The organism is Paraburkholderia suaedae, from assembly GCF_040812055.1.
In the GTDB taxonomy this organism is placed as follows: Bacteria; Pseudomonadota; Gammaproteobacteria; order Burkholderiales; family Burkholderiaceae; genus Paraburkholderia.
Genome location: NZ_JBFOAH010000006.1, coordinates 93,950 through 109,407 on the forward strand (window position 1 = coordinate 93,950; position 15,458 = coordinate 109,407).

A 15,458-nucleotide genomic window follows, 5' to 3' on the forward strand; every position below is an offset into this window, starting at 1 on the left:
CGCGAGGCGGAGTGCTGCCGACTGTCAAAATTTTCGGTGCGAAAGACCGCGCGCCGCCTGCCGGTTACGTGAACGGATGAGCCGCAGCGACGCTGCCCGGCAGCCCCGGCGCGAGTACGATGGCCGGCGCGTCCTCGATGCCCGTGCCACGCGCCGCGGCTTCTTCGGACGCGTCGCGGCTCGCGTCGTTCAGTTGCTGATAGCGGCGGAATTTCGACGGCGTCATGCCCTTCACCGCGAGGAACTGCCGGTTGAAATTCGACAGGTTGTTAAAGCCCGCCTTGAAGCAGATATCGGTCACGCTCAGTTCGCCGTCGGCGAGCAACTGGCACGCGAGATTGATGCGCATCCGGTTCACGTACTGCACGAACGGCAAGCCGCTATGGCGGCGGAAATACCGCGAAAATGCGCTGACGCTCTGGCCCGCGAGTTGCGCCAGATCCGCTTCGCGCAACTCGTTCGCGAGGTTCTTGCCGATATACGACAGCACGTGATTGATACGGGTCGACGCGAAGCCGGTCGGATCGACCTGATACGCGGGGCTCGCAAGCGTCTGCCGGTGCTCGGCATTCGTGAGGACTTCTAACATCGACATGAACAGTACGAGTCGGCGCAGCCCGCGCGCCGCCAGCAATTCCATGAACAGTGGCTGGATCGCCGCGCTGGTGTGCGCGCCGAACGACACGCCGCGGCGCGAATCGGCCAGCAGCGCTTCGACCTGGCGCCACTCCGGAAAGCTGTCGACGCAGCTCGCCACGAACGCCTGCCCGAATTGCACGACCAGGTTGCGCTGCGCGATGGTCTCGCCTTCCGGTACGTCACTCACCCAGTTATGCGGCAGGTTCGGTCCCATCAATACCAGGTTGCCGGGCGCAAAGCTGCTGATGTGATCGCCGACGAACATCTTGCCGGTGGTCGCGACGATCAGATGGATTTCGTATTCGGGATGAAAGTGCCAGCGCACCGTTCGGTACGGATAGCCATGCGACCACACTTTGAACGATTCGTCGCGGCGCACGGCCACGAGTTCCAGATCGGGTTGCACTGTCTGCCTCCATGGAGCGGCCTTCGATGCGGCCACTGATCTTCGTCTTGTAGACCGAAAAGTAGCCTTCAAACGCCCGGGCCACCACCAGAAATGACACCTTGGACCAATACTTTTTTGCATCGGGGGTTATCCTGGCGCGATGGGCGGGATATTTGACGCAATGCAACAAGGACGGGGAGGCGCTTCTGCTCACGCGGCAAGCGCTAGCGGACCATCTGCCAGTCGTCGCCACGCCGCGCTGCGCCACGAAATGCCCGGCGCGCCGCCTTGACTTTCGTGTCGCCCGGTACGATCATTCGCTCACACATAGAGCAAATGCTCCACTCAGGACGCGCACGCGCTCGTCGCCGTGCGGGCAGATGCAAAGGTCGTGGAGCGGGAGTCAGTAAGCGCTCAGGCGCTAACTCCGGTCGACAGATCATGGGAGACATACATGAACAGCGGGCAAAGCAGCGGCGCAGCCGCCAACGTCATCCTGCACATCGGCGCCGGATCGTTTCATCGCGCGCATCAGGCCTGGTATCTGCATCGCTTGAACGAGGCAACGCCGGCCGGCGAGCCGCACTGGTCGCTCACGGTCGGCAATATCCGCAGCGACATGAACGCAGTGCTCGAAGCACTCACCGCGCAAAACGGCGTGTACACGCTCGAGACGGTCACGCCTCGAGGCGAGCGCGCCTACGAGACGATCCGCTCGATCGAGCGCGTGCTGCCGTGGACCGAAAACCTCGATGCGCTGATCGAAGCAGGCGCCGATCCAGCCTGCAAGATCATCGCGTTCACCGTGACAGAAGGCGGCTATTACCTCGACGAGCACGACCGGCTCGACACCGCCAATGCCGACCTCGCAGTCGACCTGAAAGGCGGCCACACCACGATCTACGGCGCGCTGGCGGCGATTCTCGACGCGCGCATGCAACGCGGCGCGGGCCCCGTGACGCTGCAGACGTGCGATAACCTGCGCCGCAACGGCGAGCGGTTTCACGCGGGCATGAGCGAGTTTCTCGAACGGCGCGGCGCGGCCGGGCTGGCGCAATGGTTCGACGACCACACCGCGTGCCCGAGTTCGATGGTCGACCGCATCACGCCGCGTCCGACGCCCGACGTGCGCGAACGCGTCAAGGCCGCAACCGGCGTCGACGATGCCTGCCCCGTGATGGGCGAAGCGTTCATCCAGTGGGTGATCGAAGACCGCTTCATCGCCGGCCGCCCCACATGGGAGAAAGTCGGCGCCGAACTGGTCGACTCGGTTCTGCCGTACGAGGAAGCGAAGATCCGCATTCTGAACGCGCCGCATAGCTGCATCGCGTGGGCCGGCACGCTGCTCGGGCTGAACTACATCCACGAAGGCACGCTCGACCCGGACATTCGCCAGTTCGCATTCGACTACGTGACCGAGGACGTGATCCCGTGCCTGTTGCCGAGTCCGCTCGATCTCGAACGGTATCGCGACGTGGTGCTCGAACGCTTCGGCAATCCGTATATCCAGGACACCAACCAGCGCGTCGCCGCCGACGGTTTTTCGAAGCTGCCGGGGTTCATCGCGCCGACGCTCGCGGAGTGTTTCGAACGCGGCGCCACGCCCGCTGCGACGGCGGTGCTGCCCGCGCTGTTCTTCCGCTTTCTGGAACGCTGGCACGCCGGCCGGCTGCCGTACGCGTATCAGGACGGCGTGATGGACGAGCGCGTGGCGCACGGCTTCTTCGCAGCGCCCGATCCGTTGCAGGCGTTCGCCGCCGATCGTCTGCTATGGGGCAGCATGGCGCAGACGCCGGAGCTGGAAGCGGCGCTTGCGGGCGCGCTCGCGCGCGTCGATGCCTGGCTCGCCCGACGCGGCGCGCTTTGAGCGCCACACCGCGCCGTCTTTCGAAGCCAGCAGGCGCGCTGCCAGGCTTAATGCGCATGGCAGCGCGCGTCCCGTGCGGCTAAAGTAGCGCATCCCTATCGACGAAGGTTTCGCGCCCATGTATCTCGGCATCGACCTCGGCACGTCCGAAGTGAAAGTCCTGCTGCTCGCCTCCGATGGTCGCGTGATCGGCACGGCAGGCTCACCCTTTACGGTTTCGCGTCCGCATCAGCGTTGGGCCGAACAGAACCCCGAGGACTGGTGGACGGGCACGCGCGCGGCGCTCGCCGCATTGCGCGCACGCCACCCCGACGAGTTCGCGCGGATTCGCGGCATCGGCCTGTCGGGGCAGATGCACGGCGCGGTACTGCTGGATGCCGAGGACCGCGTGCTGCGGCCCGCGATTCTCTGGAACGACATGCGCAGCGACAAGGAGTGCGCGGAGCTGAGCGAGCGCGCGCCGGACCTGCACAGCGTCGCGGGCAATCTGGCGATGCCCGGTTTCACCGCGCCCAAGCTGTTGTGGGTCGCGCGCCATGAGCCGGAGATCTTCGCGCGGACCGCCTGCGTGCTGCTGCCGAAAGATTACCTGCGCCTGCAACTGACGGGCGGCAAGGTGTCGGACCCATCGGATGCGGCCGGCACCTTGTGGCTCGATGTCGCCCGGCGCGACTGGTCCGAGTCGCTCCTCGCCGCGTGCAACATGACGCGCGCGCAGATGCCGGCGCTCGCCGAAGGCAGTGCGCCGTCCGGCACGTTGCTGCCGGCAGTGGCGCGCGAATTCGGTTTGCGCGACGGCGTGATCGTCGCGGCCGGCGGCGGCGACAACGCCACCAGCGCGATCGGCATCGGCGCGACGCAACCGGGCGACGGCTTCGTGTCGCTCGGCACGTCGGGCGTGCTGTGCGTGGTCGGCGACAGTTTCCGGCCGAACCCGGCATCCGCCGTGCATGCGTTCTGTCATGCGATTCCCGACCGCTGGCATCAGATGAGCGTGGTGTTGTCGGCGGCGAGCTGCCTGCGCTGGGTCTGCAAGCTCACCTCGACCGACGAGCCGACCCTGCTCGCCGAAATCGAAGCGCTCCCGGCGCAGGCGTTGACCACCGCGCCGCTCTTCCTGCCGTATCTGTCCGGTGAACGCACCCCGCACAACGACCCGTATGCGCAAGGCGTGTTCTTCGGCATGAATCACGCGACCGATCGCGCGCTGCTTGGCTATGCGGTGCTCGAAGGCGTGACGCTCGCGCTCACCGACGGCCTGGACGCGCTGCGTGCGGCCGGCACCGAAGCGAAGGCGCTCTCGCTGCTCGGCGGCGGCGCGCGCAGCGATTACTGGGCGCAATTGCTGGCCGATGCGCTCGACACCGCCACGCGCAAGCACGGCGGCGGCGAAACCGGCGCGGCGCTCGGCGCGGCGCGGCTCGGCTGGCTGGCCGCGGGCGGCGATCCGGCCACGGTGCTGGCCAAGCCGCCAATCGAAAAAGAGTTCACGCCGAACCCGCGCCGGCATGCGGAGCTGCGCACGCGGCTGCAAGCGTATCGCGCGCTGTACCGTCACGTGCGGCCGCTGTTCGACGCGGCGCGAGCCCCGCTCGCCTGAGCCCGCGGCAAACCACGGCCGGCCGGCGTTCTGAGCCGCACACCGGCTGTTATCATCGGCGCACTTCAAGCGAGCCGTTACCGTGCCCAAGTCCACAGAAAAACTAGATCTCGCCACTCGCGCGGCGTGGCTTTACTACGTCGCCGGCAACACCCAGAACGAAATCGCCGAGAAGCTGCAGGTGTCGCGCCCGGTCGCGCAACGGCTGGTGGCGTTCGCGGTGGAGAAGAACCTGATTCGCGTGCGGGTCGATCACAAACTGGCCGACTGTCTGTCGCTTGCCGATCAACTGTCGAAACGCTATGGCCTGAGCCTGTGCGAAGTCGTGCCGATCGACGGCGATACCTCCGAGGAGGTCGACCGCAAGCTGGCGGTGGCCGGCGCACAGGTGATGGAACGCTATCTCGGCGCCGAGAAGCCAATGGTGGTCGCAGTCAGCAGCGGCCGCACGCTGAAGGCGGCGGTCGATCAGATCGCGCAGCTCGATCGTCCGCAGCATCGGCTGGTGTCGATGGTCGGCGCGATTGCTCAGGACGGCTCGTCGAACCGCTACGACGTCGCGCTGCACATATCCGAAAAGACCGGCGGCAAGCACTTCCTGCTGCCCGCGCCGCTGCTCGCCGATAGCGAGGCCGAACGCGCGCAGTGGTGCAATCACCGGCTGTACCGGATCGTCGAATCGCTGTCGGCGCAAGCCGATGTCGCGTTCGTCGGGATCGGCGATATCGGGCCCAAGTGTCCTCTGCACGAAGACGGCTTCATTACGTCGGCGGAAGTGAAGGAATTGATGCGCAACGGCGCGGTGGCGGAAATGCTAGGACTGCCAATCGATGCCGCCGGCGCGCACGTCGAGTCGCCGACCGGCCGGCGCGTGACCAGCATCGCGCTGGATGCGCCGCCGCGCCGCCCGACCATCGGTTTCGCCGGCGGGCAGCGCAAGCGCGCAGCGCTGATCGCGGTGCTCAAGGGTGGCTGGCTGTCGGGACTGGTGACTGACGAGTTGTGCGCGCGGGCGGCGTTGGAAGCGTGAGCGCAGCGGTGTTGCGGCTTCACGCACGCGCTAAACGGGCGGTCATGGGTCGTGCGTGAAAGAACGCGAAGCGAGAATGCAAAGCGAGACCGCAAAGCGGCGCCCCCGCCGCTTTGCGAACCTCACGCGGCCAGCACCTCCACGATCTTCCGCTGGAATGCTTTCCCGTCGCTGTCAAACAGATGGCAGTGATCGGGCGTGGTGCCAAGCTTTTGCGTGTCGCCCTTCGCGTGCCGTTCCAGCGGCGGAATCCGCGCGATCAAACCGTCCGGCGCGACGCTGGACTCCGCATACAGATACGCCGCATCGCCGAGCGATTCGACGGCCATGGTACGGGCCGACACGCCGTCGTCGGTGGTGCCCACATGCAGATGCTCGGGCCGGATGCCGACCGTCACCTTATCGCCCGGCTTGACCGAGCCCGGCTCCACCGCGACGCGTTGCGTTTCGCCGGTCTCGTAGCGCACCGTGACGCCGTCATGCGTGACCGACTGCACGACGCCTTCCATGAAGTTCATTTTCGGCGACCCGATGAAGCCCGCGACAAAACGGTTGGCCGGCGCGTGATACAGCATCGTCGGGCTGCCGACCTGTTCGAGATTGCCCGCCGACAGCACGACGATCTTGTCGGCCAGCGTCATCGCTTCGACCTGATCGTGCGTCACGTAGATCATCGTGGTCTTGAGTTCATCATGCAGACGCGCGAATTCGAGGCGCATCTTCACGCGCAGCGCGGCGTCCAGGTTGGACAGCGGTTCGTCGAACAGGAACACTTTGGGCTTGCGCGTGATCGCACGGCCGATCGCCACGCGCTGGCGCTGGCCGCCCGATAACTGCTTGGGCTTGCGATCGAGCAGATGGTCGATGTGCAGGATCTTCGCGGCGTTGCGCACGGCCGCGTCGATCTCCGGCTTCTTCGTGCCCGCGAGCTTCAGGCCGAACGCCATGTTGTCGTACAGCGTCATGTGCGGATACAGCGCGTACGACTGGAACACCATCGCGATGCCGCGCTTGGCGGGCGGCACCTCGTTCATGCGCGCGCCGTCGATGGTCAGGTCGCCGCCGCTGATGTCTTCGAGGCCGGCGATCATCCGCATCAAGGTCGATTTGCCGCAGCCGCTCGGGCCCACGAACACGACGAATTCGCCGTCGGCGATGTCGAGGTTGATGTCGCGCATCACTTCGTTGTCGTCGTAGGCCTTTCTGATGTTGCGCAGAGTTACGCTTGCCATGATGTGTCTCCGTGTATTGCCTGTGTGTTGCGCATGTGTTGCGTATGCATGCAGTTTTCGTCGCCGTGATATGGCGCGCTCACGGCGCCGCGGCCGTCGCGCTCAGCGTCCATTGCGCGACCAGGTCCGGCAAACGCCGCATGTCGTCGAATACGTGACGCGCGCCGGCCGCATGCAGCTTGTCGATCTGCGCGCCGCTTGCATGAGTGCCGCCGACAAAGCCAAGCACCGTCATGCCCGCCGCACTCGCCGCCGTCACGCCCGCCACGCTGTCCTCCACCACGAGGCACGCGGACGGCGGCAGTTCAAGCCCTTGTGCTGCGGCCAGATAGACATCCGGCGCGGGCTTCGGATTAGGCACCGCGTCGGCGCAATAGAGGCGCTCGCCGAAGAACCGCACGAGGCCCGTACGCGCGAGAACCGTCTCCACGTAGGGCCGGAAACTATTGCTCGCGCAGCCTTTGACGAGCGGCACCCGGGACAGCGCGGCCTCGATGCCTTCGACCACCGGTGCCTCGATCGCCGCCGCTTCCACCGCGCGGCGGATCGCGTCGATCTCGGCGACGCTCAGGCTTTTGCCGAGCTGGCTCGCCGTGCCCTGCAACACTTTCTCGATGCGCAGGCCCAGCAGCGGCAGCACCACCGGCTCGACCTCCGTGTCGGGCCAGCGCGCCTCGAGTTCGTGCACCAGCATTCGCGCCGCCACGGCTTCGCTGTCGATCAGCACGCCGTCGCAATCGCAGATCAGCGCGAGCTTGCCTGGTGTCATTTGACCGCCCCGAACGTGAGGCCGCGCACCAGTTGCTTCTGCGACAGCCAGCCGACGATCAGGATCGGCGCGACCGCCAGCAGCGATGCCGCCGACAGCTTGGCCCAGAACAACCCTTCAGGACTCGAATACGACGCGATGAACACGGTCAGCGGCGCGGCGTTCGAGCTCGACAGGTTGATGCTCCAGAACGCTTCGTTCCACGACAGAATCACGAGCAGCAGCGCGGTGGACGCGAGCCCCGGCAGCGACATCGGCATCAGCAGATAGACGATTTCCTGCCACGTCGCCGCGCCGTCGATGCGGCCCGCTTCGAGAATATCGCGCGGAATCTCGGCGAAGTAGGTGAACGACATCCACACCGCGATCGGCAGATTGATCAGCGTGTAGACGATCACCAGACCCGACACCGTATCGAGCAGCCCGCTGTTTTTCCACAGCAGATAGATCGGCACCAGCACGCCGACCGACGGCATCATCTTGGTCGACAGCATCCACAGCAGCACCTTTTGCGTGCGGCGCGTCGGGAAGAAGGCCATCGCATACGCGGCCGGCACCGCGAGGATCAGGCACAGCAGGGTGACGCCCACCGAGATCAAAATCGAATTCCACGCGAACGCAAAGTAATTGCTGCGCGCGAACACCTCGCGGAAACTGTCGAGCGACGGCGTGAAAAAGAGCGACGACGAGTAAGCCTGCTGCTCGGTCTTGAAGGCGGTAATCGTCATCCAGAAGATCGGAAAGAACAGCAGCAATGCGACGAGCCAGGCGATCACGCCGGGCAGCCCGCGGCGGATCACGTCGAACGGCGACTTCGCCGGCACGGTCATGGGCGTCGCGGACGACGCCGCAGTGGTGGCAACATGACTCATTTTTCGTACTCCCCTTTCAGGTTCTTCGCCAGCATCCGCACGAGGAAGAACGACACGATGTTGGCCAGCACCACAGCCAGAATGCCGCCCGCCGACGCGAGACCGACGTCGAACTGTTGCAGGCCCAGCGAAAAGATCAGGTACGACAGGTTGGTGGTCGCGTTGCCCGGACCGCCGCCCGTGGTCGTATAGATTTCGGCGAAGATCGACAGCAGGAAAATGGTCTCCATCATGACCACCACTGCGATCGCCCGTCTCAGGTGGGGCAGCGTGATGTAGAAGAACATCGAGAACGGACCTGCGCCGTCGATGCGCGCAGCCTCCTTCTGCTCCTGGTCGAGCGACTGGATCGCCGTAAACAGAATCAGGAACGCGAACGGCAGCCACTGCCACGCGACGATCATGATGACCGCCGTGAGCGGATAGACGGCGAACCAGTCGATCGGCTGCAGCCCCACCGCGCGCATGCCCTGCGCGACGAGGCCGTAGACCGGATGCAGGATCATGTTCTTCCAGATGAGCGCGCTCACCGTGGGCATCACGAAGAACGGCGCGATCGCCAGCAGCCGCGCGACGCCCTGACCGTAGAACTTGCGGTCGAACAGGATCGCCATCAGGACGCCGCCCCCCACGGTGATCACCAGCACCGAGAGGATCAGCTCCAGCGTGTTCGCGATCGACGGGCCGAACGACGGGTCACTCGCGAGGTACCGGTAGTTGTCGAAGCCGGCGAAACCGCGCAGGTCCGGGTTCAGCAGGTTGTAGTGCGAGAACGAAAACCAGATCGTCATCGCCAGCGGAATCGCCATCCACAGCACCAGCACGGCGACCGACGGCGAAACCAGCCAGCGGGCCGAGTTGGCTTTGCGGATTTCGCGTTCTTTTTCTGTCTGGGGATGGGCATGCATGAGAGGTAGGCGCAAAGGACGCATGATTGACCACCTGTTCAGTAATGCGCGGGGCGTCCGCCTGAATGCGTATGCCGCGCGAAGCGCGGCCTGAACGGCCCGCTGTGCTGCGTGAGCCGGCTGACGGGCGTCAGCCGGCGCGTGCCACCTCATTGAAGTGGCTGAATCGACCGCTTCATTCGTGCATGACTTCTGCACTATTGCTGCATGACTTCCACACTACTTCTGATACCCGGCCTGCTTCACCGCGCGATCCGCGGCGGCATTGCCGGCTGCCAGCGCCTGGTCGACCGTCATCTGGCCGGCAACCGCGCCGGAGATGCTTTGACCGACTACGGTGCCAAACGACTGAAACTCAGGAATCCCAACGAACTGAACACCGGTGTACGGCACCGGCTTGAGGGTCGGGTGCTCGGGGTCGGCCGTCTGGATGGCCTTGAGCACGAAGTCGCCGAACGGAGCGGCCTGCTTGTACTCGGGGCGAGCATACGTCGACTCGCGCGTTCCCGGCGGCACCGAGGCCCAGCCTTCATCCTTCGCGACCAGTTCGATGTAGTCCTTCGACGTGGCCCACGAGATGAACTTCTTCGCCGCGTCGGGCTGCTTCGACGATTTCGGAATCGCCAGCGCCCAGGCCCACAGCCAGTGCGAACCCTTCGGCGTGACCTGGGTGGGCGCGGCGGCAAAACCGACCTTGTCCGCGATCTGGGACTGCTGCTTGTTGTACAGCATGCCGGCGGCCACCGTCGCGTCGATCCACATCCCGCACTTGCCCGAGGACATCAGCGTGAGGTTTTCGTTGAAGCCGTTCGAGCTGGCTCCCGGGGGGCCGTCCTTCTTCAGCAGATCGACGTAGAACGTGACCGCCTTCTTCCATTCCGGCGATGTTAGCTGGGCGTGCCACTTATCGTCGAACCAGCGGCCGCCGAAGGTGTTCACCACCGTCGTGGCGTACGCCATGTTTTCGCCCCAGCCCGCCTTGCCACGCAGGCAGATGCCATAAATGCCGTTGGCCTTGTCGGTGAGCTTGTCGGCGAACTGCGCGATCTGGTCATAGGTCGGCTGGTCGGGCATTTTCAGGCCAGCCTTGTCGAACAGATCCTTGCGGTAATAGGTCATCGAGCTTTCGACGTAGAACGGCAGCGCGTACAACTGGCCGCCGCTCGACAGGCCGTCGCGCGCCGTCTTCACGACGTCGTTCAGATCGTAGCTGGCGGGCAGGCCGGTGAGCGGCGCGAGCCAGCCGCGCTTGCCCCATTGCGGCGTTTCATACGCGCCGATCGTCATCACGTCGAACTGGCCGCTGCCGGTCGTGATGTCGGTCGTGGCGCGCTGACGCAGCACGTTTTCCTCGAGAATCACCCAGTTCAGCTTGATGTCCGGATTCGCCTTTTCGAATGCGGGCGAGAGCTTCTTCAACTCGATCATGTCCGGGTTGTTCAACGTGGCGATCGTCACGGTCGCTGCGGACGCGCTCAACGCAAAGCACGCAAGCGCCCCGGCACTGACGGCCTTGAGCGTGGATTTAAAAGCTGGTTTCATGTGTTGTCTCCTTTCTCGTACGTTATGTGATGCTGCGTTTGTTCTACGAAACGACGGGGACCGCGCAGGCTTGCGCGACCAGGTTCAGCTCATCCAGTTGCCGCCGTCGACGTTCAACGTCTGCGCGGTGATGTAATCGGCGTCGGCCGACGCGAGAAACAGCGCGGCGCCGGTTAGATCTTCAGGCACGCCCATGCGGCCGAGCGGCACCGCTTCGCCGACCAGCCGCTTCTTCTCGCCGAGCGGCCGGTTCTCATAGCGGGCGAAGAGCGCGTCGACTTCGTTCCACATCGGCGTGTCCACGACGCCCGGCGCGATGCCGTTCACGTTGATCCGGTGCGGCGCGAGCGCCAGCGCGGCGGACTGCGTGTAGCTGAGCACGGCCGCCTTGGTCGCGCAGTAGTGCGACACGAGCGCCTCGCCACGCCGCCCGGCCTGCGACGACATGTTGATGATCTTGCCGCCGTGGCCCTGCTCGACCATCCGGCGCGCGACCGCCTGCATCAGAAAGAACATACCCTTCACGTTGACCGCGAACAGGCGGTCGAACACGTCCCAGGATTCGTCGAGAATCGGGCGCATATCGAAGAGCGCCGCGTTGTTGAAGAGAATGTCGACCTGGCCGAAGCGCTCCAGCGTGCTCGCCACAATGCGCTCGATGTCGTCGCGGCGCGTGACGTCGGCGCTCACGCTCAGTACGCGCTCGCCGTGAGCGGCACGCAGCGCGTCGCCGAAACTGTCCGCCGACTTCACGTCGACCAGCACGCAGCGCGCGCCTTCGTCCAGATAGCGCCGCGCCACCGCTTCACCGATTCCACTGGCCGCGCCGGTGAGAATGGCCACCTTGTCTTGCAGTCGTGCCGCCACCGCATGTCTCCGTTCATTGTGCTTCTCGAGCTTTTCGATTCGCAGGGAGCGAACGCTCGTCACACGAACAATTGCTCGGTTGGTGATCGAATGATCGGATACGGATGGGGTCATGTCAAGGCGCTCGACGAGATTTCGATGGTGCAGCGCGCAACGACGGGCGCGCCGCCGAGTCTTTCGGCAACACTAGTACGTGAAACCGACGATAGCCAGTTCGCGTTGCGCGCAGGCCGCTGACAAAAATGCGAGATACGTTATATCATTGCGGCCGTGCTTCGCTTCGAAGCCCTTGTCGTGTGATTGCCGCTTTGGCGGGAGGTCAATTTCGATGGCTACCTCGATTGCAGAACACCAGGCCGTGCGGCTCGCGCATGCCGATGCGCACGCCGCCGCGCAGGGACTCGCGCTGACGCCGTTGCGCCGTCAGGTGTACGCGGCGATCGTCGCCAGCGAGCGGCCGGTCGGCGCATACGAGCTGCTGGACGCGCTCGAACCCAAGCGCGGCCGCATGCCGCCGACCACCATCTACCGCGCGCTCGACTTTCTGCTCGCGCACGGCTTCGTTCACCGGATCGAATCCAGGAACGCCTACGTGGCGTGCTGCGAGGTCGGCGTGCCGCATCGCAGCCAGTTCCTGATGTGCGACGGCTGCGGCGCGACCGTCGAGATTCCCGGCGACGACCTCGCCGACCGGTTGTCACATAGCAAGCCCGCGAACGGCTTTGAAGTGCATCGCCAGGTGATCGAACTCAGCGGCCTGTGCGCGCCGTGCGCCCGCGCGGCGCGTCCCGCGCGCGGTACTTCATGAAGCCGCGCGCGGGCCGATGCACGCAGCCACGCTGTCCGCGAGTCGGCATAGCCCCCTAACATTTGCAGTTGATTCAACTTTCACGCAGCAGGAAACAACGATGAAAAAGACCGGCTGGACGGGATTCGCGGCGCGCCATGCGCTGAAACTGTCGAAGGGCGTGGCCGCGGCCGCGTTGGTGTTGGCGTTCGGCCACGGTGCATTTGCGGCGGACGCGAAAATCCAAGTGGTCGCCGCGGAGAATTTTTATGGCGACGTGGTGCGGCAGCTGGGCGGCGATCGCGTCGACGTGACGAGCATTCTCAGCAGTCCGGAGCAGGACCCGCATCTGTTCGAAGCCAGCCCGAAAACCGCGCGCGCGTTGCAGCATGCGAGCCTCGTGGTCTACAACGGCGCCGACTACGATCCGTGGATGGCAAAGCTGCTCGCCGCGTCGAAAGGTGCACAGCGCACCACGATCGTCGCCGCCGATCTCACCGGCAAGAAGGGCGGCGACAATCCGCACCTGTGGTACGACCCGGCGACCATGCCGAAGGTGGCGCGCGCGGTGAGCGGCGCGCTCGTCGCGGCGGACCCGGCGCACAAGTCGGCATACGAGGCGAACCTCGCGACGTTCCTCGGCTCGCTGAAGCCGATTGACGCCAAGGTCGCCGAACTGCACGGCCGCTACGCGGGCCTGCCGGTCACGGCGACCGAGCCGGTGTTCGGCTACATGACGGACGCGGTGGGCCTGACGATGCGCAACCAGCGCTTCCAGCTCGCGACCATGAACGACACCGAAGCCAGCGCGGCCGATATCGCCGCGTTCGAACGCGATCTGCGCGACAGGCGCGTGCGCGTGCTGATCTACAACAGCCAGGCAACGCAAGCCCTGACGCAGCGCATGTTGAAGCTCGCGCAGCAATCGCACGTGCCGACCGTGAGCGTCACCGAAACACAGCCGCCCGGCAAGAGCTATCAGACATGGATGCTGACCGAGCTCGACGCGCTGGGCGCGGCGCTCGCCGCGGGCGATGCGAACCGCGCAGGCGCAGGCGCAGGCGCAGCGAACAGCGTAAAGGCCGCAGCCGGCGCCAAGGGAACAACGCAATGACCTCGACTGGCCCCAATCCGCCAGCTAGCGCTTCACCCAGCGCACGCGCGAGCGCACTCACGAGCGAGCGCCGCGGCGCGCCTGTGCTTGAACTGGAACACGTGAGCCTTCAACTCGGCGACCGCACGATCTTGCGCGACACCGGCTTCGTGGTGAATCAGGGCGAATTCATCGGTGTGCTCGGGCCGAACGGCGCGGGCAAGACCACGCTGATGCGCGCAGTGCTCGGCCTCGTGCCCGCGGCCCACGGCGCGATCCGCGTGCTGGGGCGAGCGGTCGAGCGCGGCAATGCGTCGATCGGTTATATGCCGCAAACGCGCAGCGCGCTCGCCGGCCGCCGCGTGCGCGGCCGCGATTTCGTCGCGATGGCGGCCGACGGCCATCGCTGGGGTTTGCCGCATGCGGATGCGCACACCCGCGCGGACGTCGAGCGTGTGCTCGATCTGGTCGGCGGGCGCAAGCTGGCGGAGCGGCCGCTGTCGGAACTCTCGGGCGGCGAACGTCAGCGGCTGCTGCTCGCGCAATGCCTGCTCGGCAGCCCGAAGCTGCTGCTGCTGGACGAACCGCTGATCAGCCTCGACCCGCATCATCAGAAGAGCGTGGTCGAACTGGTGCGCAGCGTACAGCAGGAACTCGGCATCGCCGTCCTGTTTTCCGCGCACGAACTGAATCCGCTGCTGAACTCGCTCGATCGGGTGCTCTATCTGGGCAGCGGCGTGGCGGCGCTCGGCACCGTCGACGAAGTGATCACGCGGCCGGTTCTGTCGCGCCTCTACGGCTCGCCGATCGACGTGATGCGCGTGAACGGCCGCATCTTCGTGATGTCGGGCGGCGTCGAAATCGAGAAGCACGATCACGAGCATGAACACGACGAGCGTGGCGGCCACGGTCACACGCACTCGCATTCACACGGGCATTCGCACGACCACGGCGACGCGCACGGTCACACGTACCAGCACGACTCACGCGACGGACACACGCACGATGCTTGAATACGATTTCATGGTGAACGCATTCGCGGCCTCGGGGATCGTCGCAGTGCTGTCCGGCGTGGTGGGCTATTTTCTGGTGATGCGCGGACAGACCTTCGCCGGCCACGCGCTCTCGCACGTCGGCTTCACCGGCGCGACCGGCGCGGTGCTGATCGGCATCTCGCCCATCTGGGGGATGATCGGCTTTACGCTCGCCGCGGGCGTCGGCATGGGGGCGTTGGGCGAGCGCCTTGCCGGCCGCGACGTGGCGATCGGCGTGGTGCTGTCGCTGTCGCTTGGCTTCGGCTTGCTGTTTCTGCACTTCTTCACCGCGTACGCGACGCAGGTCACCGCGCTGCTGTTCGGCAACGTGCTCGGCGTGAACGCGGCGACCCTCGGCGTGCTCGCTGCGTTGGGCGTGGTCAGTCTGGGCGCGCTGGCGGCGATCATGAGGCCGCTGCTATTCGCATCACTGCAGCCGGAACTGGCCGAAGCCAAGGGCGTGTCGCTGCGTCTGGTGTCGATGCTCTTTTTGACGATCGCCGCGCTTGCCGTCGCGGCGTGCACGCAGATCGTCGGCGTACTCCTGGTGTTCACGCTGATGGTCGGGCCGGCCGCCGCGGCGCAAAACCTGACGACGCGCCTGTCCGCCGGCCTCGTGCTCGCCGCGGTATTCGCGCTGGCGCAGGCATGGCTCGGTTTGACGCTGGCGTTCTATACCGATTGGCCGACGAGCTTCTGGATCACCGTGCTGTCGGCTTTGGTGTATGGCGGCAGCCTGATGAAGCGGCGTTGAGCGAGCGCTGCGTCGACGGCTTGCAGATGGCGGCAGCAAGTTTGCCTGCGGCCATCTGCGTTGCGAACTGCAACGG

The 15,458-nt window shown here is 65.5% G+C and carries 15 protein-coding genes; 8 read left to right on the top strand and 7 right to left on the bottom strand.

Translation table 11 applies throughout. From position 1 onward, the window contains the following. Positions 1 to 64: 64 nt before the first annotated feature. Positions 65 to 1,045, bottom strand: coding sequence for an AraC family transcriptional regulator (locus tag ABQJ48_RS11060; protein WP_367837991.1), 981 nt, complete (start codon positions 1,043 to 1,045; stop codon positions 65 to 67). Positions 1,046 to 1,481: 436 nt separating this feature from the next. Between ABQJ48_RS11060 and dalD the strand changes: the two genes are divergently transcribed. The 3 genes from dalD to ABQJ48_RS11075 all read left to right on the top strand — a co-directional run bounded on the left by dalD (position 1,482) and on the right by ABQJ48_RS11075 (position 5,524). Beyond that, positions 1,482 to 2,894 carry a D-arabinitol 4-dehydrogenase gene (gene dalD / locus ABQJ48_RS11065; protein ID WP_367837992.1) on the top strand — a complete coding sequence of 471 codons (1,413 nt, stop codon included), beginning with the start codon at positions 1,482 to 1,484 and terminating at the stop codon, positions 2,892 to 2,894. Between the two features lie 118 nt (positions 2,895 to 3,012). After that, positions 3,013 to 4,494, top strand: a complete 1,482-nt coding sequence (gene xylB / locus ABQJ48_RS11070; RefSeq protein WP_367837994.1) for a xylulokinase — start codon at positions 3,013 to 3,015, stop codon at positions 4,492 to 4,494. Between the two features lie 82 nt (positions 4,495 to 4,576). Then, positions 4,577 to 5,524 carry a sugar-binding transcriptional regulator gene (locus ABQJ48_RS11075; RefSeq protein WP_367837996.1) on the top strand — a complete coding sequence of 316 codons (948 nt, stop codon included), beginning with the start codon at positions 4,577 to 4,579 and terminating at the stop codon, positions 5,522 to 5,524. 122 nt (positions 5,525 to 5,646) lie between these two features. On the opposite strand, the gene ABQJ48_RS11080 is transcribed toward ABQJ48_RS11075, so the two are convergent. The 6 genes from ABQJ48_RS11080 to ABQJ48_RS11105 all read right to left on the bottom strand — a co-directional run bounded on the left by ABQJ48_RS11080 (position 5,647) and on the right by ABQJ48_RS11105 (position 11,714). After that, positions 5,647 to 6,756 carry an ABC transporter ATP-binding protein gene (locus tag ABQJ48_RS11080; protein ID WP_367837998.1) on the bottom strand — a complete coding sequence of 370 codons (1,110 nt, stop codon included), beginning with the start codon at positions 6,754 to 6,756 and terminating at the stop codon, positions 5,647 to 5,649. A 79-nt stretch (positions 6,757 to 6,835) separates the two neighbouring features. Then, positions 6,836 to 7,525 carry an HAD family hydrolase gene (locus ABQJ48_RS11085; RefSeq protein WP_367838000.1) on the bottom strand — a complete coding sequence of 230 codons (690 nt, stop codon included), beginning with the start codon at positions 7,523 to 7,525 and terminating at the stop codon, positions 6,836 to 6,838. After that, a complete protein-coding gene (locus tag ABQJ48_RS11090; protein WP_367838273.1) occupies positions 7,522 to 8,355 on the bottom strand; it encodes a carbohydrate ABC transporter permease in 834 nt (277 codons plus the stop codon). Before ABQJ48_RS11090 ends, ABQJ48_RS11085 begins: the two co-directional genes overlap by 4 nt. A gap of 38 nt (positions 8,356 to 8,393) precedes the next feature. Further along, a complete protein-coding gene (locus tag ABQJ48_RS11095) occupies positions 8,394 to 9,329 on the bottom strand; it encodes a carbohydrate ABC transporter permease (protein ID WP_367838002.1) in 936 nt (311 codons plus the stop codon). A gap of 195 nt (positions 9,330 to 9,524) precedes the next feature. Further along, positions 9,525 to 10,847, bottom strand: a complete 1,323-nt coding sequence (locus ABQJ48_RS11100; RefSeq protein WP_367838004.1) for an ABC transporter substrate-binding protein — start codon at positions 10,845 to 10,847, stop codon at positions 9,525 to 9,527. Between the two features lie 84 nt (positions 10,848 to 10,931). Beyond that, on the bottom strand, positions 10,932 to 11,714 hold the full coding sequence (locus tag ABQJ48_RS11105) for an L-iditol 2-dehydrogenase (protein ID WP_367838006.1): 783 nt from the start codon (positions 11,712 to 11,714) through the stop codon (positions 10,932 to 10,934). A 90-nt stretch (positions 11,715 to 11,804) separates the two neighbouring features. Here ABQJ48_RS11105 and ABQJ48_RS11110 point away from each other — a divergent pair, with 90 nt between their 5' ends. The 5 genes from ABQJ48_RS11110 (at position 11,805) to ABQJ48_RS11130 (ending at position 15,382) form a co-directional block, all read left to right on the top strand. Next, a complete protein-coding gene (locus tag ABQJ48_RS11110) occupies positions 11,805 to 11,951 on the top strand; it encodes a hypothetical protein (RefSeq protein ID WP_367838008.1) in 147 nt (48 codons plus the stop codon). Between the two features lie 91 nt (positions 11,952 to 12,042). Then, the gene (locus tag ABQJ48_RS11115; protein WP_367838010.1) at positions 12,043 to 12,522 is read left to right on the top strand and encodes a Fur family transcriptional regulator; all 480 of its coding nucleotides are present in this window, start codon (positions 12,043 to 12,045) and stop codon (positions 12,520 to 12,522) included. A 100-nt stretch (positions 12,523 to 12,622) separates the two neighbouring features. Beyond that, positions 12,623 to 13,615 (top strand): metal ABC transporter solute-binding protein, encoded by a 993-nt coding sequence (locus tag ABQJ48_RS11120; protein ID WP_367838012.1) that lies wholly within the window; start codon positions 12,623 to 12,625, stop codon positions 13,613 to 13,615. Further along, positions 13,612 to 14,607, top strand: a complete 996-nt coding sequence (locus ABQJ48_RS11125; protein WP_367838013.1) for an ABC transporter ATP-binding protein — start codon at positions 13,612 to 13,614, stop codon at positions 14,605 to 14,607. The genes ABQJ48_RS11120 and ABQJ48_RS11125 overlap by 4 nt, the downstream gene beginning before the upstream one ends. Beyond that, on the top strand, positions 14,600 to 15,382 hold the full coding sequence (locus ABQJ48_RS11130) for a metal ABC transporter permease (RefSeq protein WP_367838014.1): 783 nt from the start codon (positions 14,600 to 14,602) through the stop codon (positions 15,380 to 15,382). Before ABQJ48_RS11125 ends, ABQJ48_RS11130 begins: the two co-directional genes overlap by 8 nt. The last annotated feature ends 76 nt before the right edge of the window (positions 15,383 to 15,458 follow it).